This window comes from Citricoccus zhacaiensis, from assembly GCF_014645315.1.
GTDB classification, from domain to species: Bacteria; Actinomycetota; Actinomycetes; order Actinomycetales; family Micrococcaceae; genus Citricoccus; species Citricoccus zhacaiensis.
The window spans coordinates 12675-29737 of record NZ_BMLQ01000008.1 but is presented as its reverse complement, the minus strand read 5'-3'; the positions used below and the strand labels follow the sequence as shown (position 1 = coordinate 29737).

The 17063-nt window shown below is 68.8% G+C and carries 18 protein-coding genes, 4 tRNA genes and 1 riboswitch; of the genes, 7 read left to right on the top strand and 15 right to left on the bottom strand.

Annotation, left to right across the window (positions count from 1 at the left end; translation table 11 throughout):
• Window positions 1-27 precede the first annotated feature (27 nt).
• Complete coding sequence (locus tag IEX49_RS13075) at window positions 28-723, top strand: TIGR03085 family metal-binding protein (RefSeq protein ID WP_188806611.1); 696 nt, start codon at window positions 28-30, stop codon at window positions 721-723.
• 14 nt (window positions 724-737) lie between these two features.
• Here IEX49_RS13075 and IEX49_RS13070 read toward each other — a convergent pair whose 3' ends face one another.
• The 14 genes from IEX49_RS13070 to IEX49_RS13005 all read right to left on the bottom strand — a co-directional run bounded on the left by IEX49_RS13070 (window position 738) and on the right by IEX49_RS13005 (window position 13457).
• Entirely contained in the window at window positions 738-1640 is a 903-nt protein-coding gene (locus IEX49_RS13070; protein WP_188806610.1) for a GNAT family N-acetyltransferase, read from the bottom strand.
• Window positions 1641-1653: 13 nt separating this feature from the next.
• Window positions 1654-2424: an imidazole glycerol phosphate synthase subunit HisF gene (gene hisF, locus IEX49_RS13065; protein WP_188806609.1), complete on the bottom strand. Its 771-nt coding sequence runs from the start codon at window positions 2422-2424 to the stop codon at window positions 1654-1656.
• Window positions 2425-2449: 25 nt separating this feature from the next.
• Entirely contained in the window at window positions 2450-3301 is an 852-nt protein-coding gene (gene hisG, locus IEX49_RS13060; RefSeq protein WP_188806608.1) for an ATP phosphoribosyltransferase, read from the bottom strand.
• Between the two features lie 71 nt (window positions 3302-3372).
• Window positions 3373-3636 carry a phosphoribosyl-ATP diphosphatase gene (locus IEX49_RS13055; protein ID WP_188806607.1) on the bottom strand — a complete coding sequence of 88 codons (264 nt, stop codon included), beginning with the start codon at window positions 3634-3636 and terminating at the stop codon, window positions 3373-3375.
• A 70-nt stretch (window positions 3637-3706) separates the two neighbouring features.
• The gene (ribH, locus tag IEX49_RS13050; protein ID WP_188806606.1) at window positions 3707-4249 is read right to left on the bottom strand and encodes a 6,7-dimethyl-8-ribityllumazine synthase; all 543 of its coding nucleotides are present in this window, start codon (window positions 4247-4249) and stop codon (window positions 3707-3709) included.
• Window positions 4246-5610: a 3,4-dihydroxy-2-butanone-4-phosphate synthase gene (ribB, locus tag IEX49_RS13045; RefSeq protein ID WP_188806718.1), complete on the bottom strand. Its 1365-nt coding sequence runs from the start codon at window positions 5608-5610 to the stop codon at window positions 4246-4248. The genes ribH and ribB overlap by 4 nt, the downstream gene beginning before the upstream one ends.
• A gap of 89 nt (window positions 5611-5699) precedes the next feature.
• The gene (locus IEX49_RS13040; protein WP_188806605.1) at window positions 5700-6407 is read right to left on the bottom strand and encodes a riboflavin synthase; all 708 of its coding nucleotides are present in this window, start codon (window positions 6405-6407) and stop codon (window positions 5700-5702) included.
• A 60-nt stretch (window positions 6408-6467) separates the two neighbouring features.
• Window positions 6468-7544 (bottom strand): bifunctional diaminohydroxyphosphoribosylaminopyrimidine deaminase/5-amino-6-(5-phosphoribosylamino)uracil reductase RibD, encoded by a 1077-nt coding sequence (gene ribD, locus IEX49_RS13035; protein ID WP_188806604.1) that lies wholly within the window; start codon window positions 7542-7544, stop codon window positions 6468-6470.
• On the bottom strand, window positions 7541-8248 hold the full coding sequence (gene pnuC / locus IEX49_RS13030) for a nicotinamide riboside transporter PnuC (protein WP_188806603.1): 708 nt from the start codon (window positions 8246-8248) through the stop codon (window positions 7541-7543). Before pnuC ends, ribD begins: the two co-directional genes overlap by 4 nt.
• Window positions 8249-8372: 124 nt before the next feature.
• Window positions 8373-8517: riboswitch (FMN riboswitch) on the bottom strand.
• 36 nt (window positions 8518-8553) lie between these two features.
• Window positions 8554-9243 carry a ribulose-phosphate 3-epimerase gene (gene rpe / locus IEX49_RS13025; protein WP_188806602.1) on the bottom strand — a complete coding sequence of 230 codons (690 nt, stop codon included), beginning with the start codon at window positions 9241-9243 and terminating at the stop codon, window positions 8554-8556.
• Window positions 9240-10916, bottom strand: coding sequence for an RsmB/NOP family class I SAM-dependent RNA methyltransferase (locus tag IEX49_RS13020; RefSeq protein WP_188806601.1), 1677 nt, complete (start codon window positions 10914-10916; stop codon window positions 9240-9242). Before IEX49_RS13020 ends, rpe begins: the two co-directional genes overlap by 4 nt.
• The gene (locus IEX49_RS13015) at window positions 10913-11992 is read right to left on the bottom strand and encodes a methionyl-tRNA formyltransferase (protein WP_188806600.1); all 1080 of its coding nucleotides are present in this window, start codon (window positions 11990-11992) and stop codon (window positions 10913-10915) included. Before IEX49_RS13015 ends, IEX49_RS13020 begins: the two co-directional genes overlap by 4 nt.
• Window positions 11989-12546 carry a peptide deformylase gene (gene def, locus IEX49_RS13010; protein ID WP_188806599.1) on the bottom strand — a complete coding sequence of 186 codons (558 nt, stop codon included), beginning with the start codon at window positions 12544-12546 and terminating at the stop codon, window positions 11989-11991. Before def ends, IEX49_RS13015 begins: the two co-directional genes overlap by 4 nt.
• Before the next feature lie 5 nt (window positions 12547-12551).
• The gene (locus tag IEX49_RS13005; RefSeq protein WP_188806598.1) at window positions 12552-13457 is read right to left on the bottom strand and encodes a PD-(D/E)XK nuclease family protein; all 906 of its coding nucleotides are present in this window, start codon (window positions 13455-13457) and stop codon (window positions 12552-12554) included.
• A gap of 219 nt (window positions 13458-13676) precedes the next feature.
• Between IEX49_RS13005 and IEX49_RS13000 the strand changes: the two genes are divergently transcribed.
• The 4 genes from IEX49_RS13000 to IEX49_RS12985 all read left to right on the top strand — a co-directional run bounded on the left by IEX49_RS13000 (window position 13677) and on the right by IEX49_RS12985 (window position 14091).
• A tRNA-Gly gene (locus IEX49_RS13000) sits at window positions 13677-13750 on the top strand.
• Window positions 13751-13768: 18 nt separating this feature from the next.
• Window positions 13769-13839 (top strand) — tRNA-Cys (locus IEX49_RS12995).
• Between the two features lie 68 nt (window positions 13840-13907).
• Window positions 13908-13979 (top strand) — tRNA-Val (locus tag IEX49_RS12990).
• 35 nt (window positions 13980-14014) lie between these two features.
• Window positions 14015-14091, top strand: a tRNA-Gly gene (locus IEX49_RS12985).
• A gap of 118 nt (window positions 14092-14209) precedes the next feature.
• Here the strand turns inward: IEX49_RS12985 and zapE are convergent.
• Window positions 14210-15310, bottom strand: a complete 1101-nt coding sequence (zapE, locus tag IEX49_RS12980) for a cell division protein ZapE (RefSeq protein ID WP_188806597.1) — start codon at window positions 15308-15310, stop codon at window positions 14210-14212.
• 163 nt (window positions 15311-15473) lie between these two features.
• On the opposite strand from zapE, the gene IEX49_RS12975 reads away from it, so the two are divergent.
• Window positions 15474-16430, top strand: a complete 957-nt coding sequence (locus IEX49_RS12975) for a sulfurtransferase (RefSeq protein ID WP_188806596.1) — start codon at window positions 15474-15476, stop codon at window positions 16428-16430.
• A gap of 141 nt (window positions 16431-16571) precedes the next feature.
• Window positions 16572-17051, top strand: a complete 480-nt coding sequence (locus IEX49_RS12970) for a SufE family protein (protein ID WP_188806595.1) — start codon at window positions 16572-16574, stop codon at window positions 17049-17051.
• Window positions 17052-17063 lie beyond the last annotated feature (12 nt).

Sequence of the window (17063 nt, the reverse complement as noted above, 5' to 3'; positions counted from 1 at the left end):
TAGGCTCCGTGTAGCGTTGTCCCTGTTATGCGGAATCACGCCGACCGGACCACCGGCCAGACACCTGGACGCGACTTCACCGCGGCCTCGCGGGATGCACTCGTCGAGTCGTTGCTGGCCGCCGGTCCCGGCCGGCCGACCCTGTGCGAGGGATGGCAGACAGAGCACCTCGCGGCCCATATCGTCCTACGGGAGAGTTCGCCGCTCGTGGCCGGCCTGGTGCTCCGCCCCCTGGCCCGCATCCTGGAACGGAAGACCATGGAACTCGGCGCGGCCTCGTCCTCGCCGCACGACTACCAGCGGCTGGTGGACCGAGTGGCTTCGGGGCCGCAGCCGCCGGCTCGACTGCACCAGAACCCGCAGGCCTCGAGACTCACCAAGACCATCCAGGGGTCCACGGCAGCCCGGCGCGCCGCCCAGGCCACGAACCTGCTCGAGTTCTTCGTCCACACCGAGGATGTCCGGCGCGCCCAGGACCGCTGGGCCCCGCGGCACCTCGCCGATGACTACGCCAACGCCCTGTTCACAGAATTCGGCCGCCGTGTCCGCATGATGTACCGTTCCGAGCCGACGGGGGTTGTCCTGGCCCGCAGTACGGGCCAACGCCTGGTGGCGCGCCCGACCGGCAAGGAGGAGGAGACCCGGACCGTCTCCGGCCCGGCCGGGGAACTCGTGCTGCACGCGTTCGGCCGCCGCGACCATGCCCTGGTGCTGCTGGACTGATCTGGTCGTCTGCGTCAGTGGGCGTGGGTGAGGTACCGGTACCGCGCCACCGTCGAGAAGCCGGCCGCCCGGTAGACGGCTCGCGCCCGCGTGGACCGCTCCTCCACCTGCAGCCAGCACCCCGAGACGTCCAGCCGGACCACGTGGTTGAAGATGGCGTCCAGCAGGAGGGCCGAAAGGCCCCGCCCGCGCCGGTCCGCGCGGACCCAGAGCGCGTAGATTCCCGCGTACGTGTTCGCGGAGCCCTCGGGGGTGACCAGGGAGACCTTCGCCCCGCCCGCGATGTTCCCATCCTCGTCCAGGCAGCTGTAGAACCGGCTGCGGCCGCCCCCGAGCAGGCGGCGGTGGACCATCCGGCTGGCGGAGTCGTCCTCGGACGGCCCGCTGCTCGTGTCCCGGCCCACGTAGGCCTCAAGCCACTCGTCGCTGAGGGTCTCGTTGACGAGGATGCGCCGGTCCCACTCGGTGTCTGCCGGCAGAGCTCCCCGATCCATCCACAGCACGTCCGTGGGGGCGACGGCCTCGTAGCCGCGGCGTGCCAACAGGTCACCCAGGCGTTGCTGGCCCTCGAAGAACGCTTCGGACTCCACGTCGTGTGCCGCGGTGGTGACGCCTCCTGAGGGAACGCCTGCAGAGTCCGAAGGGCTGTCCGCATAGCCTTCCAGCCAGGATCCCGACGCCGGCAGCCACTGCTGGAAGGTCGGAGCCAGCCAGCGCTCGGCGCTTCGCCGCTCGACCTCGTCCACGGCGGCCTCGATCTCCGCCACGGAGGCCGGCATCATCGCGGACACCACGGAATTGGCACGCCGCGTGATGCCGGACGAGAAGCGCACGGACCAGCCGTTGACCTCTTGTGACTCGATGGCCGGCCACCCCAGGAGGGTCAGGCGCTGCAGCTCGACCGGGGAGGGGGGCAAGGGACTGGGGTGATTAGCGGACGGGATAGCCGGCCTCCCTGATGGCGGCCTTGACCCGGGAGATCATGTCCACGGGTCCGAAGTGGAAGATCGAGGCGGCCAGCACGGCGTCCGCCCCGGCCTCGATGGCCGGGGGAAAGTGCTCCGGCGCGCCGGCGCCGCCGGAGGCGATGAGGGGCACGGAGGTCACGGCGCGCACGGCGCGGATCATGTCCAGGTCGAAGCCCTCCTTCGTGCCGTCGGCGTCGATGGAGTTCAGCAGGATCTCCCCCACACCGCGTTCGGAGGCCTCCCTGCACCACTCGACGGCGTCAATCCCGGTGCCCTGGCGCCCGCCGTGGGTGGTGACCTCGTAGCCCGAGCCCACCGCCGGATCGTCCGTGCGGCGGGCGTCGAGGGACAGGGTGAGGACCTGGGACCCGAAACGCTGGGTGATCTCGTTGATGACCTCCGGCCGGGCCACGGCAGCGGTGTTGATCGACGCCTTGTCCGCGCCGGACCTCAGCAGTCGGTCCACGTCGTCCACGGTGCGCACGCCACCGCCGACGGTCAAGGGGATGAAGACCTCCTCGGCGGTGTGCGAGACCACCTCGTAGGTCGTCGCCCGGTCGGCGGTGGAGGCGGTGACATCCAGAAAGGTCAGTTCGTCGGCGCCGGCCTCGTTGTAGCGCCGGGCCAGCTCGACCGGATCGCCGGCGTCGCGGAGGGCCGCGAAGTTGACGCCCTTGACGACCCGGCCGGCATCGACGTCCAGGCAGGGGATCACGCGTACGGCAACGGGCATGGGCACTTCCTCGGGTGGTTCAGGATCAGATGCGGATGGCATGGATGGCGGAGACCAGGATGGCGCGGGCGCCGAGGTCATAGAGTTCATCCATCACCTTGTTGGTGTCCCCCTTCTTGACCATGGAGCGGACCGCGACCCAGTTCTCGTCCTGCAATGGGGAGATGGTCGGCGATTCCAGGCCGGGGGTCACGGCCGAGGCCCGATCCAGGTTCGCGCGGCTCACGTCGTAGTCGATCATGACGTAGCGACGGGCCACCAGGACACCCTGCAGGCGCCGCAGCAGCACGTCGAGCCCCTCGGGGCGGCGCCCGGTCTGGCCGATGATGATGGCCTCGGACTGCATGATGGGTTCCCCGAAGGTCTCCATGCCGGCGGCCTTGAGCGTGCTGCCGGTCTCCACCACATCCGCGATGGCGTCCGCGACGCCCAGGTTGACCGAGGACTCCACGGCACCGTCGAGATGCACGATCATCTCGGGCTTCACGGACTGGGTGGCGAGGTAGTCCTCGAGCAGCCCGTCATAGCTGGTGGCGATGCGCTTGCCCTCAAGGTCGGCCTGCGAGGAGAACCGGCCGACCGGGGCGGCGAAGCGGAAGGTGGACTTGCCGAAGCCCAGGGCCATGATCTCCTCCGCGGACCCGCCGACCTGGGCGTCCTGGAAGAGGTCGCGCCCGGTCAGGCCGATGTCCAGAGTGCCCTGTCCCACGTAGACGGCGATGTCACGGGGCCGCAGGTAGAAGAACTCCACCTGGTTCTCCGGGTCCATCATGACCAGTTCCTTGGTGTCCCTCCGCTGGAGGTATCCGGCTTCCTGGAGCATGTCTCGGGCGGCCTCGGACAGGGCGCCCTTGTTGGGAACGGCGATGCGCAGCATGGGTGCTGGTACTCCTGGTGTGGTGGGTGGTGCGGCGGATGGTGAGGCGGTCGGCGCGGGGCCGGAACTCCTCAAAGGTGGCGGTAGACGTCCTCAAGGGTCAGGCCCTTGGCGATCATCATGACCTGCAGGTGGTAGAGCAGCTGGGAGATCTCCTCGGCCGCCTCGTCCTTCGACTCGTATTCGGCGGCCATCCACACCTCGGCGGCCTCCTCCACGACCTTCTTGCCGATCCCATGGACTCCGGAATCGAGTTCGGCAACGGTTCCGGACCCTTCCGGCCGGGTCTCGGCCTTCCGGCTCAGCTCGGCAAAGAGGTCATCGAAGGTTTTCACCCTCCCAGCGTAGCCACCGCCAGGCAGTGCCTCTGACCGCACCCGTCCAATGTGACGCAGAAGCCACTGCTCAGCGCAGCGCCAGTTCGGTCAGGACGGCCGCCTGGAACGCCTCGTACCCCTTGTCCTCACTGGACCCCTCGAGCCCGGCCCGGTCCAGGGCCTGCTCCTCGGAATCACAGGTCAGCACCCCGAAGCCGACGGGGGTCCCGGTCCGCACGGACACGTCCACCAGGCCCTGCGTCGCCCCGGAGCAGACATAGTCGAAGTGCGGGGTCCCGCCCCGGATCACGACGCCGAGGGCCACGATCGCGTCGAAACGGGGGGCCAGCCGCGCCGCCGCCACGGGCAGTTCAAAAGTCCCGGGGACGCGGAACTCCTCGACCTCGATCCCGACCCCAGCCGCCGACTCCGCTGCAGCCACCACGTCGGCGGCCGCCCGACGGGCGCCGGCCAACAGCCCGTCCATGACCTGCTCGTGCCACTGGGCCGCCACCACGGCGACGCGTAGCGGGCCATTCGAGTCCGTGGTGCCGGCCGTCGTCGTGAGTTTCCCCGCGAGCTTCTCGCCGAGTGTTGCATTCAACCCCTGGGGTGCTCCGTGACCGCTCATGCTGTGTCTCCTGTGGTTGTGGATGGTGTGGTTGCGGGTGACGTGGCCGGTGATCCGGACATCGTGCTCGCCTGCTGCGGCACCAGGTCACCGGAGAGCCGGTGCGCCATGCGGTCCCGCTTGGTGGTCAGGTAGTTGCGGTTGTGCTCGGTGACGGGCGCGGGGCTCGGCACGATCTCCGCGACCTCGATCCCCTCCCGTTCCAGTTGCTGTGACTTGTCCGGGTTGTTGGTCACCAGCCGGATGCGGTTCAGACCGAGCCGGCGCAGGATCGCGGCGGCGGAACGGTAGCTGCGGGCGTCGGCTGGCAGGCCGAGATGCTCGTTCGCGGCGACGGTGTCGAGTCCGGAGTCCTGCAGTGCGTAGGCCAGGATCTTGTTCGCCAGGCCGATCCCCCGCCCCTCGTGGCCGCGGAGGTAGATCACGGTGCCGCCCTCCGCCATCGCCTGCCGCAGGGCATGGTCGAGTTGGGCGCCACAGTCGCAGCGTTCCGAACCGAAGACGTCCCCCGTCAGGCATTCGGAATGCAACCGGACGAGCGGATCCCGGACGCCCAGCCCGGTGGTCCCGGCTTCCGGTGCCTGGAGCACCACGTGCTCGGCGCCGGTCTCCTGATCGGGGTGGACCGATACCTGGAACGTTCCGTAGCGGGTGGGCAACTTCACCGTCGGTGTGCTGGTGTCGGGTTCGTCCGCTGGCCCTACGCCGTGCTCGGCACCCTGAACTCCACGGTGCTCGTCGCCGTCGGCGGCCAGATACGCGACGAGGTCTTCGATCGAGACCAGCGGCAACCGGTGCCGATCGGCGAAGCGGCGCAGGACGGGCAGGCGCATCATGGAGCCGTCATCATTGACGAGTTCGGCGATGGCCCCCACCGGGGCCCTCCCGGCGAGCCGGCTCAGTTCCACGGCTGCCTCGGTGTGCCCACGCCGCTCGGCCACACCGCCGGACGCTGCCACCAGCGGGAAGACATGCCCGGGTCGGCTGACCAGGTCGGCGGTGGCCGAGGGGTCGGCCAGCACCTTGAGCGTGGTCGCGCGGTCCGCGGCGGAGATGCCCGTGGTGGTGCCGGCGATCGCATCACAGGACACGGTGTACGCGGTGCCCTTGGGATCCTCGTTGCGCTCGGTCATGGGCGGAAGGTCCAGGCGTTCGGCGACGTCGGCCGGCATCGGTGCGCACAGCACCCCGGAGGTGTAGCGCACGGTCAGGGCCACGATCTCCGGGGTGGCGGCGTCCGCGGCGAAGACGATATCGCCCTCATTCTCGCGATCTGCGTCATCCACCACGACGACGGCCCGGCCGGTCGAGATGGCCGCGATCGCCGTCTCGATCGAGTCCAGCCGGATCGGGTGCTGGATCGGAGGGTGGTTCGGTGCTGTCTGGTTGGTTGCTGTCTGGTTGGTTGCTGCCTGGTTTGTTGCTTCCTGGTTCTGCTGCGCGGGGGGCCTCATCTCGTCACCTCCTGCCCTGCGGTGGCACTGGCACTGGCTCGGTCATGGTCCGTCAGCCGAGCGGCGTACTTGACCACCACATCGACCTCGAGGTTGACCCGGTCCCCCAGGCTGCGGGTGCCGAGGGTGGTCTCGGCCAGGGTGGCGGGAATGAGACCGATCTCGAACCAGTCGTTGGGTGCTCCGGCCAATGCCTCGGTCGGTGGCTCGGACAGGGCTTCTGACTCCGAACGTGAGCTGACGTCATTGACGGCCGTGACGGTCAGGGAGACGCCATCCACGGCGATGGACCCCTTCTCGGCGACATAGCGACCCAGCCCGGCGGGCAGGGCGATGCGGACCTGGCGCCATGACCCGTGGACCTCGATCTTGGCGATGGTCCCGGTGCCGTCGACATGGCCCTGCACGATATGGCCGTCGAAGCGGCCCGAGGCCGGCATGCAGCGTTCCAGGTTGACCCGGTCCCCCGGTCGCAGGTCGCCGATGGAGGTCCGGCGCAACGTCTCACCGATGACGTCGACGACGACCGAGCCGGTGGACACCGCCGTGGCGGTGAGGCAGGTGCCGTTGACGGCGAGGGATCCGCCGAAAGGAAGATCGACACTCGAGGACGGAGCCTGGATGGTGAGCCGCGCCGAGTCCTGGTCTGGGCGGTGTTCGAGCTCGGTGATGGTGCCGAGTTCAGTGATGATTCCAGTAAACATGGGGTTCCCTCCGGGGGTCCGTGATGGGTCATGGGGTCTGTGCAGGTCCTGGCTCTGCCCCTAGGGGGCCGCATAGTGGAGCAGGACATCGTCACCGAGGCGGCTGATGGCGCCGTTCTCAGCTGCGTCCAGCGTCAGGCGCAGGGCGTGGGGCAGGGTGGTGAGCTGGGGCAGGTCGAGTCCCGTCGGGCCGGAGCCGAGGACCAGAGGGGCCTGGTAGAGGAACAGTTCATCGACGAGGCCGGCCCCCATCCAGGCGGACAGCACGGTGGGACCGCCCTCGATCAGGACATGGCCCGGGTCTCCAGCGGTCAGCTGATCCAGGACCACCTGCGGATCATGGCTCTCGACATGGAGCCAGGAGGCACCGCCCCGGAGGGCCGCCCCAGCGGGAACGGCCCTTCGGCCCTGCACCACCGGGACCGGCTGGAGGGGCAGGTCATGGCCGTCCTCATCCCGGGCCGTCAGCCGCGGATCGTCCGCCAGCACGGTCCCGGTCCCGACGATGATCGCGTCCACCCGTGAGCGCACCCGGTGGGCATGCCGCCGGGATTCGGGTCCGGTGATCCACTGGCTGGTGCCGTCAGCGGCGGCCACGCGGCCATCCAGGGACTGGGCGAGATGTGCCGTGACGAAGGGACGTCCGCTGTCACGCGCCAGCGTCCAACGCCGATTGAGGTCGTCGGCACCGGCACGCCGCACCTGCCCCGCGTCGACCTGTTGCACGTCGAGGCCGGCGCTGCGCAGCCGGGCCGCGCCGCCGCCGTCGGGCCCGGTGGGGTCCGCCACCGCGTACCGCACCCTGCGGATCCCCGAGGCCAGGATGGCCTCGGTGCAGGGGCCGGTGGTGCCGGTGTGGTCGCAGGGCTCCAGGGTGATCCAGAGCGTGGCGTCGGCGGGGTTGATCCTCGTGGACTCGTTGGGGCCATTGAATCCGGCCAGGGCCTCGACCTCGGCATGGGCGGTGCCCCGGCCCCGGTGGTATCCGGAGGCGAGCACCCTGCCGTCCGAGGCGGTGATGATGGCCCCCACGAGCGGATTGGCACCTCGAATCCCGCGCAGGGCCTGCGCCACGGCCAGGGCCAGGGCCTCCTCGGGACCGGCAACTGTGGTGCCATCAAACTCAAACGCGCTCATGGGACACGCACCGTCGGGTCCGGCATGACCGTCTCGACCTCGGGCTTCTCATTCGCCTTGGCATGCACCCAGACGAAGAAGCCGACAAGGGTGAAGGCCCCGTAGAACATGTACATGAACGCGCTCGCGTAGTAGCCGGCGCTGAAGAGCAGCGGCACCCCGACGACGTCGACCGCCACCCACACCAGCCAGAACTCGACCCAGCCGCGGGCCATGCCGTAGGTGGCGATGAGCGAGCCGACGAAGGTCCACGCATCCGCCCAGACCGGCTCATAGGACCCCAGCGCCGTGAACAGCGGCGTGAGGGCCAGGGTGCCGATCACCATGGCCGCCACGATCCCGATGCGGGCCTTCAGGCCGGCCCACTGCGGGGCGATCGCCGTTGTGTCACCAGCGCGTTCGGCCTTGGCGCGGCGCCATTGCACCCAGCCGTAGACCGAGACGGTGATGAACATGATCTGGCGACCGGCCTGGCCCAGCAGGTTCGCGGTGTCCGCCCCGCCGAACAGGCTGGACAGGAACACGGTGAGCAGGATGACGTTGCCGATGATGCCGATGGGCCAGGCCCAGACCTTGCGGCGCATGCCGCCCAGGGCCGAGGCCAGACCGAAGATGTTGCCGACCACTTCTCGCATCAACAGGCCGCCGCCGGCGACCGGGATGTACCAATTGAAGAGTTCGACGAGCCACCGCATGAAATCCATGAATCCTCCTTCGGAACGCGGCGGCTCCGGGGGATCATGCTGCGGATTCGCCCCTCCCATGGAGCGATCCCGGGTAGCCCGACTCGGCTACCGCGAAACCACACCCACCGGAACGGCGGTGCTGCACGTGCTTCTCCCATCCAGACTTTAACTGTCGGTACCGGAATTCCACCGGTTCAACCGCTGGTCGATGGCCACGGGTGTGGATCGACGCGCGGGTCGCGGACTTTGACCGCCGGTTCGGATTTACACCGACCCCGGAGCACGTTGACACGATTGTGCCACAACACACGGCCCGTCCGCCCTCAGCGAAGCGGGGCGCTTCTCAATTCGTCAATTGCGGCCTCGGGGTCCTCTGCTCCGTAGACGGCCGAGCCCGCCACGAACACGTCCGCACCGGCCTCGGCGGCACGCATGATGGTGTCCCGGGTGACGCCGCCGTCCACCTGCAGAGCGACCGGCACTCCGGAACCGTCCAGCGCCTCCCGAGCGCGCCGGATCTTCGGCAGGACCACATCGAGGAACGGCTGGCCGCCAAAACCCGGTTCCACGGTCATGAGCAACAGTAGGTCCAGCTCCTCGAGCAGGTCCAGATAGGGCTCGACGGCGGTCGCCGGCTTCAGCGCCATGCCGGCCTTGGCCCCGTGGGAGCGCAGTTCCCGGGCCAGCCGGAGGGGCGCCCCGGCCGCCTCCGCATGGAAGGTCACGGACTCGGCACCGGCCTCCGCATAGGCGGGCGCCCAGCGGTCGGCGTCCTGGATCATCAGGTGCACGTCCAGGGGCAGGTCGGTGGCCCGGCGGATGGCCTGGACCACGGGCAGACCGAGCGTCAGGTTCGGCACGAAATGGTTGTCCATGACGTCCACGTGCACGGCGTCGGCGTTCCGGATCCGCGCGAGTTCCTCGGCCAGCCGGGCGAAGTCTGCCGACAGGATGGAGGGGTGGATGTGAATGCCGCGGGAGTGCTCCGCATGGTGGGGCATGGCGTGGCTCATGACTCCACCTTCCGGAACAGGGCCATGAACATGGCGTCGGTGGCGTGCAGGTGGGGCCACAGCTGGCTGGTGTTTCCGGTGGCGTCGGTGCCGGAACTAGTGCCGGAACTGGAGCCGGAGTTGGCTCCGGAATCGGCAGACCTCTCAGTCGGCTCACTGCCGGCATCCTTCAGAGCCGGTGCCACGGTGGTCAGGTAACCGGTGGTGTCCAGCAGCTCCAGCCCGGGATGGCGCTTGAGCACATCCTGGACCTGGAACACCGTCTCGGCCGGATGGGGCGAGCAGGTCACGTACCCCAGGACGCCGCCGGGTTTCAGTGCCTCCACCGCTGAGTCCAGCAACTGGCGCTGCAATTCGGTCAGGGGTCCCAGGTCCGAGGGCTGACGCCGCCACCGGGACTCCGGCCGGCGTCGCAGGGCCCCGAGCCCGGTGCATGGCGCATCCACCAGGATCCGGTCGAAGGCCTCGGGCTGCTCCGTCCCCAGGTCCCGGCCGTCTCCGCAGCGGATGGACCAGGTGTTGGTCGAATCAGCCGCATCGGCCGCATCGGCTACGCTCGCTCCGCCCGGCACGGCGGCCAGTGCGTTCTCCACGAGCCTGGCCCGGTGCTCGGCCGGCTCGTTGGCCAGCAGGGTCGCCCCCTGTTCGCGGGCCAACGCGGCCAGCAGGGCCGCCTTGCCGCCGGGGCCGGCGCAGAGGTCGAGCCAGCGTTCCGGCGCGTGTAAATCCCCTGATGCCTCCCGGACACCCGGCGCAGCTCTCCCCACGGGGACCGCCGCCAGGGCACGGGCCGTGAGCTGGGAGCCCACGTCCTGCACGCGGATGGTGCCCTCCTTCACCCCGGGCAACCGGCCGGCGTCGCCGTCCCGATAGAGGGCCGAGCCCGGTGCCAACGGTCCGGGTTCCGCGCCGGCCTCGAGCACAGGCTGCAGGTCGCCCAATCCGGGCAGGGCCACCAGGTTGACCACCGGGGCGGCATTGTCCGCGTCTAGCAGGGCTTCAAGTTCAGCCGTCCGCCCCTCGGACGGGCGCCCGTGGTTGGCCAGCGATTGACGCAGGGCCCGGATGATCCACTGTGGGTGGGAATGCCGGATAGCCAGGGCGGCGTCCGAGGCGGCACCGGTCTGCTCGTCCACGGGAGCGAGCTGGTCCAGCCACGCCTCGCGGTCCTGGGCAGTGACCTTGCGGAGCACCGCGTTCACCAGGCCGGAGGGGCCGGCACCGATCTGGTCGCGCACCAGGGACACCGTCGAGTCCAGGGCGGCATGGGACGGCACCCGCATGCCGAGCAACTGGTGGGCGCCGAGCCGCAGGGCATCCAGGACAGGACGGTCGAGCTGGTCCAGGGGGCGGTCCACGCAGGTGGCCAACACGGCATCGTAGAAGCCCTGCCCGCGCAGGGCGCCGTAGGTCAGTTCGGTCGCGAAGCCGGCATCGCGCTTGTCCAGCCGGTGGGCGGCGATCCGCCCCGGGAGCACGAGGTTCGCGTAGGCGTCGTCCCTGCTGACCGCGGTCAGCGTTTCGAAGGCCGCCAGCCGGGACGGGTCCGCCGACCGGCGACGCTGCGAGGGTGCCGACGCAGAGTACTGCCGGGGTCCGCCGGAGGTGCCGCGGTTGCGGGTGCGGCCCTGCTCATTGCGGCGTTCGTTGCGGCTCTTGCCCTGCTCGCTCATCGTGTTCCTTCAGTCGCTGTCTCTGCCGTGGATCCCGTCTGGAAGCGGGCGCCCTCCGGCAGTCCCCTCGCCCAATCGGCCGCGGACATCGGTTTCTTGCCGGCGGGCTGGACCTGCACCAACCGCACCGTCCCGTCCGCGCATTGCAGATGCACCGTCTTACGGCCGCGGTGCAGGTGGCCGGACGATGGAGCAGGTGACGGAACAGGAAGGTCGGCGGCGCCCTCGGGAAGATCCTCCGGGACGGCACCGATGAGCTTGACCCGTTGCTGTGCCGGCCGGTCCCCTGCCGTTCCTGCCGCTTCCGCCGCAGTTGGCGGTTCCTCCTCCAGCAGGGCCCAGGCCCCGGGCTCCGGCGTGGTGCCGTTGATCCGGGCGGCGACGGCGGCCGCCGGCCGTGCGGCGTCCACGAACCCGTCAGCCTGGTCCAGTTTGGGGGCGAGGCTGGGCTCTCCGCTCTGCGGTTCCGCCGACGCGGTGCCGGCCAGGATGGCTGCCATCGTGCTCGCGAGCAGGTCCGCGCCCGAGACTGCCAGGTCGGCGAGCACGGCCCCGGCCGTCTCTCCGGGGTGCAGGTCACGGACCAGGCGTGAGAACACGGGCCCCGTGTCGAGTCCCTCCTCCAACTGGAAGACACACGCACCGGTCTGAGGTGCTTGGTCGATCACGGCATGCTGCACCGGTGCTGCACCCCGATAGGCGGGCAGCAACGAGAAGTGCAGGTTCACCCAGCCGTGTCGCGGCAGGTCCAGGCCGGCTGTGGGCACCAAGGCCCCATAGGCCACGACGGCGGCCGCGTCCAGGTCCAGCGCGGCGATCCGGTCGAGTGTCTCCCGGCCGGCGTCGCCAGTCAGACGGGAGGCATGGAGGATCGGCAGGCCCAGCTCCGTGGCACGGGCGGCCACCGGCGAGGGGGTCAAAACGCGCTTGCGACCCACCGGCGCGTCCGGACGGGTCAACACGGCGGCGATCGTGAAGCCGGCGTCCACCAGGGCGTCCAGCGAAGGGACGGCGGTGTCCGGGGTCCCGGCGAACAGGATCCGGTAGGTGGAGTTATCGCTCGGTGCAGCGCTCACAGTGAACCTCCGAAACTGGAGCTGATCGTGGCCGCGCGGTCAGCACGGGTGGATCCGGTGATGCGTCCGTAGCCGGGATCGCGGAGCTTGCGGCGGGAATCCTTACGGTCCTCACCGGTGAGTCGGTCGATGTAGAGCATGCCCTCGAGGTGGTCGACCTCGTGCTGGAAGCAGCGTGCGGTCAGACCTTCACCCCGAAAGCTCACCGGGTTCCCGTCCTGATCGACGCCCGTGACGGTGGCCTCGGCGAAGCGTTCGGGGTGGTAGCGCAGTCCCGGCACGGACAGGCAGCCCTCCCCCGGTTCGGTCAGCATCTCCCCGGCGGTCTCCAGGACCGGGTTGACCACGTGGCCGCGCTGGCCCTCCACATCGAAGGTGAAGATCCTCAAGCCCACGCCGACCTGCGGGGCAGCGAGACCCACGCCGCCGACGTCGTCCATGGTCTCGAACATGTCCTCCACCAGCTGGTGGAGGTTTCGACGGCCGACCGGCACGGGGTCGGCGAGGGTGCGCAGTACGGGATCGGGAACGGTGCGGATGGGCAGGACAGTCACGGCGACTACTGTATCTGCGCCCCGAAGGCCCGGGGCGCTGCTGTCACTGAGGACGCTGCTGGCGCGGCGGATGCGGGCGGCGGGCCGATAGGGCGCAGTGCCGGCCCGGCGCCGTCCGCGGCCTGGGAGTAGCCCCAGACCTGGCGGAGCGACCAGAACTTGCGCCAGTGGTCCGGCAATACCTGGGGGTTGGCCTGGTGGGCGACGACCTCGGTCTGCCCGACGGCCACCCCCAGCAACAGCGGCGCATCACCGTACTTCCAAGGCTCCCAGGTCCCAGCCACGGGGTCCACGAGAGACTCCTCCGCCTTCAGCCCGGCCACGAGCTGCATGACGACCTTCGCGTCGAGGGGTTTGACGCGCCCGTCCCGCGTGGTCCCCTTGGTCTTGTAGTCGATGATGCACGTGCGGCCGCCGATGGCGGCCACCAGGTCCAGGGTCCCGGCGTACCCGACGGTGCCGTTCCAGACGGTGATCTCGGTGGCGAGGGGCCGGACGTCGTAGAGGTCCCACCATTCATCGAACCGGTCGGCGTAGGCTCCCTCACCATGCTCGGCGAGCAGTGCGCGCATCTGCGCCATCTGGTGCGGCTTGCCGAGGGCGTGTAATCCGACCTGCTCGGCGTAATTGTGGACACGGTCCCCGCGGGCTGCCGCCTCGTCCCGATAGCGCTCAGCCGCATTCGAGGCCTGCCTGGCCACAGTCTTCAGTTGCGGCGTGGAGCCGACCGCCTGGGACAACCGAGGGTCCTCGATGACGGCGGTGGCCGCCATATGGCCGACCCAGCCGCTGAGGTCGGTGTTCTGCTGCGAGATCACCGTGGTGATGGATGGAACCTCGGGCACGCCGGACAGACTCCGGGCATACATGCGTCCGTGTTCGGTCTGGTGGGCGAGTTGGGGTTGGGTCATGATGATCCATTCTCCCACCGCGACGGACACGTTAGCGTCCGTCCGGGAGAGGATTCTGGTGGGAACGCGCCGGAACAGATCCGAACAGATCGGAACAGTCCGCAACAGGCCGGAACACGCCGGGAAAGATCCCGATTGGACGTTCCCGCCTGACGTGCACTAGAGTCATCTCTCGTTGGAAATCACGGTGACTGGTTTTTCCGGTCACCAGTTTTCTGTGCGGATGTAGCTCAGTTGGCTAGAGCGCCACCTTGCCAAGGTGGAGGTCGCGAGTTCGAATCTCGTCATCCGCTCGCAAGTCTCCAATCCCTGGTGGGGTGGCCGAGAGGCGAGGCAACGGCCTGCAAAGCCGTGTACGCGGGTTCGAATCCCGTCCCCACCTCGCATCGGTTTCCATCCGTTAGGATGGGGACCTGCAACTCAGAAGTTCCGGTTCGCCGGAGCCCATGGGCGCGATTAGCGCAGCGGTAGCGCGCTTCCCTGACACGGAAGAGGTCACTGGTTCGATCCCAGTATCGCGCACGGACTGTTCCTCCTTTCGAGGATATCCTGGTCCTGCGGATGTAGCTCAGTTGGCTAGAGCGCCACCTTGCCAAGGTGGAGGTCGCGAGTTCGAATCTCGTCATCCGCTCCACTGAAGATGAACAAAGGATCCCCCGACGACGGTCACCGTCGTCGAGGGATCCTTTCGTTCACGGGGAAGCATCTCCCCACCCAGCGGCCCCCACCCAACAGGGAGCCGTTCAGCCGGGTTACAGCCCCGTCTCCCCCATCTGGCCCTCCCGGACCAGTGCGGTCATGCGGGACACGGTGCGGAAGTACTTCTTCATGTATCCGCCGCTCATCATCTCCTCGGTGAACAGCCGGTCGAACGGCACACCCGAGGCGATGACCGGCACGTCCTTGTCATAGAGGCGGTCGGCCAGGACCACGAAGCGCAGGGCCATGGCCTGCTCGGAGATGGTCTCCACGTGGTGCAGCACCATCACGTCGACGTCCTCCACGAGCTTGCGGTAGCGGCTCGGGTGCACCCGGGACAGGTTGGCGGTCAGATCCTCGAAGGAGTCCTCGGACACGACGGCGGCGTCCGGGAAGCGATCGGCCAGCACCGTCAGCAGCTGGTCGTCTTCCAGCGGATCCGGCGCCGCGGTCAGGCCACGGTGGCGGTAGTCCTCGCCGTCCACGCGGATCACCTCAAACTGATCGGCCAAGACCTGGATCTCCCGCTTGAAGTCCTGGGCCGCGAAGCGCCCGTCGCCGAGCGATCCGGGCAGGGTGTTGGACGTGGCCACGAGCTTCACCCCGGCGTCCGAGAGCTCACGCATCAGCCGTGACATCAGCACGGTGTCACCGGGATCATCCAGCTCGAACTCGTCGATGCAGACGAGGGTGTACTCCTTGAGCACGTCCACGGCCTTGCGGAAGGACAGTGCGCCGACGAGGTTGGTGTACTCGACGAAAGTGCCGAACGCCTTGGGGCCCGGCGCGGCGTGCCAGGTGGAGGCCAGCAGGTGGGTCTTGCCCACGCCGAAGCCGCCGTCGAGGTAGATGCCGGCGGCCGACGTCGTGCCCTTGGATCGTCCGGCCGAGCCGGACTTGCCGCCCCTGAGGAACCCGAACAGTCCCCCGCTGTTGCCTTTGCCATTGCCCTTGCCGCCCCGAGTGCCGCCCTTGATGGAGGCGGCGAAGTCGCGCAGACGGCTCACGGCCTCGGCCTGTGAGGGGTGGGCCGGGTCCGGGATGTAGGTGTCGAAGGAGACCTCACCGAACCGGTAGGAGGGGTGGAAGCCGGCGAGCAGGTCCTCGGCGGACACCTGGGGGGTGCGGTCTGCGAGGTGAACGGTCTCAGCCACGGGCGGCTCCATCCTGATGGGGTGTGACGGATTGGGTCAGGCGGTGCGAGCCGGCCATGACGACGGTAACTCTACCGGCGGCCAGCCCCTGCCGATGTCCACCGATTTCAATGAAGGCAACCCTCACCAATTACCACCGGGGCCCGTGGCGTAATGTAAGAGAATGACCACTGAATCCTCCAGTTCGCCTGATTCGTCCGTTCACCTCTCCGCTGACCCCTCCCCCGATTTCTCCGGTTATGCGCATCCGGAGAAGCTCGTGTCCACGCAGTGGGTCGCCGACCATGTTCTGGGTGAGAGCCACGAGAACCACCAGAACCTTGTCATTCTTGAGTCCAACGAGGACACCCTCCTCTATTCCACCGGTCACATTCCCGGCGCCATCAAGATCGACTGGCACACCGAGTTGAACGATCCGGTCTCCCGGGACTTCGTCGGTCCGGAGGAGTTCGCCCGCGTCCTCGGTTCCAAGGGCATCAGCCGGGACACGACCGTGGTGTTCTACGGCGACAAGTCCAACTGGTGGGCCGCCTATGCGTTGTGGGTCTTCACGCTCTACGGCCACGCCGACACCCGCCTGATGGACGGCGGCCGGGACAAGTGGATCGCCGAGGGCCGCGCGACGACCCGGGAGGTCCCCTCGGTGACCGAAGTCGACTACCCCGTGATCGAGCGCGACGACTCCACCGAGCGTGCCTCTCGCGAGGATGTGCTCCACCACTTCGGCAAGCCCCTGGTGGACGTCCGCTCGCCGCTCGAGTACACCGGTGAGACCACCCACATGGCCGGCTACCCGCAGGAGGGCACCCTGCGCGGTGGGCACATCCCCACCGCCGCCTCCGTGCCGTGGGCGAAGGCAGCCAACGAGGACGGCACCTTCAAGTCCCGCGAGGAACTGGAGGAGATCTACCGGAACGAGGCCGGCATCGGCACCTCCGACGACGTGGTCGCCTACTGCCGGATCGGCGAGCGGTCATCGCACACCTGGTTCGTGCTGCGCCACCTCCTCGGTTATGAGAAGGTCCGCAACTACGACGGCTCCTGGACCGAGTGGGGCAACTCCGTGCGCCTGCCCATCGCCGTGGGCGAAGAGCGTGGCGAGGCACCGGCCGGACGCTGACCGGTCTCCGGCATACTTCAGACCGGGACTAGGCTGGGGTGCGGCATAGATCGCACCCCAGCGGTGTTTAAGGGACAGAATCGCCCGTCACCGGTGATCACCGGCCTTCACCGATCACTCTGGAAGGAAACCCACTCCACGATGACCACCACCGAACTCCCTGAGAAGCTCCACGAGATCGTCGAGGACTTCCGGGCCGTCCCGGACCCGGAACGGCTGGAACTGCTGCTGGAGTTCTCCGAGGAGCTGCCGGCCCTGCCCGAGCGCTATGCCGGTCATCAGGACCAGATGGAGCAGGTCATCGAGTGCCAGACGCCGTTGTTCCTCGCCGTGGAGCTGGAGAACGCCGCGCCCGACGCCGGCCCCACCGCCGAGTCGATCGTCCGCCTGTTCGTCTCCGCCCCGCCGGAGGCTCCCACCTCTCGCGGCTTCGCCTCGGTACTGTCGCAGAGCCTGAACGGCCTGCCGGCCGCCGAGGTCTTGGCCGTCCCCGAGGACCTCTCGACCCGCCTGGGCCTCCAGAAGGCCCTGACTCCCCTGCGGCTGCGGGGCATGTCCGCCATGCTCGGACGCATCAAGCGCAACATCTCTGATCAGCTGGCCGATCAGCTGGCGGGCTGAACCGGTAGCAGG

Excerpts from the sequence above, each read along its gene's own strand:
- IEX49_RS13075 (WP_188806611.1), top strand. The coding sequence starts at position 28 with ATGCGGAATCACGCCGACCGGACCACCGGCCAGACACCTGGACGCGAC.
- hisF (WP_188806609.1), bottom strand. The coding sequence starts at position 2,424 with ATGCCCGTTGCCGTACGCGTGATCCCCTGCCTGGACGTCGATGCCGGC.
- hisG (WP_188806608.1), bottom strand. The coding sequence starts at position 3,301 with ATGCTGCGCATCGCCGTTCCCAACAAGGGCGCCCTGTCCGAGGCCGCC.
- ribH (WP_188806606.1), bottom strand. The coding sequence starts at position 4,249 with ATGAGCGGTCACGGAGCACCCCAGGGGTTGAATGCAACACTCGGCGAG.
- IEX49_RS13040 (WP_188806605.1), bottom strand. The coding sequence starts at position 6,407 with ATGTTTACTGGAATCATCACTGAACTCGGCACCATCACCGAGCTCGAA.
- ribD (WP_188806604.1), bottom strand. The coding sequence starts at position 7,544 with ATGAGCGCGTTTGAGTTTGATGGCACCACAGTTGCCGGTCCCGAGGAG.
- pnuC (WP_188806603.1), bottom strand. The coding sequence starts at position 8,248 with ATGGATTTCATGCGGTGGCTCGTCGAACTCTTCAATTGGTACATCCCG.
- rpe (WP_188806602.1), bottom strand. The coding sequence starts at position 9,243 with ATGAGCCACGCCATGCCCCACCATGCGGAGCACTCCCGCGGCATTCAC.
- IEX49_RS13020 (WP_188806601.1), bottom strand. The coding sequence starts at position 10,916 with ATGAGCGAGCAGGGCAAGAGCCGCAACGAACGCCGCAATGAGCAGGGC.
- IEX49_RS13005 (WP_188806598.1), bottom strand. The coding sequence starts at position 13,457 with ATGACCCAACCCCAACTCGCCCACCAGACCGAACACGGACGCATGTAT.
- IEX49_RS12975 (WP_188806596.1), top strand. The coding sequence starts at position 15,474 with ATGACCACTGAATCCTCCAGTTCGCCTGATTCGTCCGTTCACCTCTCC.
- IEX49_RS12970 (WP_188806595.1), top strand. The coding sequence starts at position 16,572 with ATGACCACCACCGAACTCCCTGAGAAGCTCCACGAGATCGTCGAGGAC.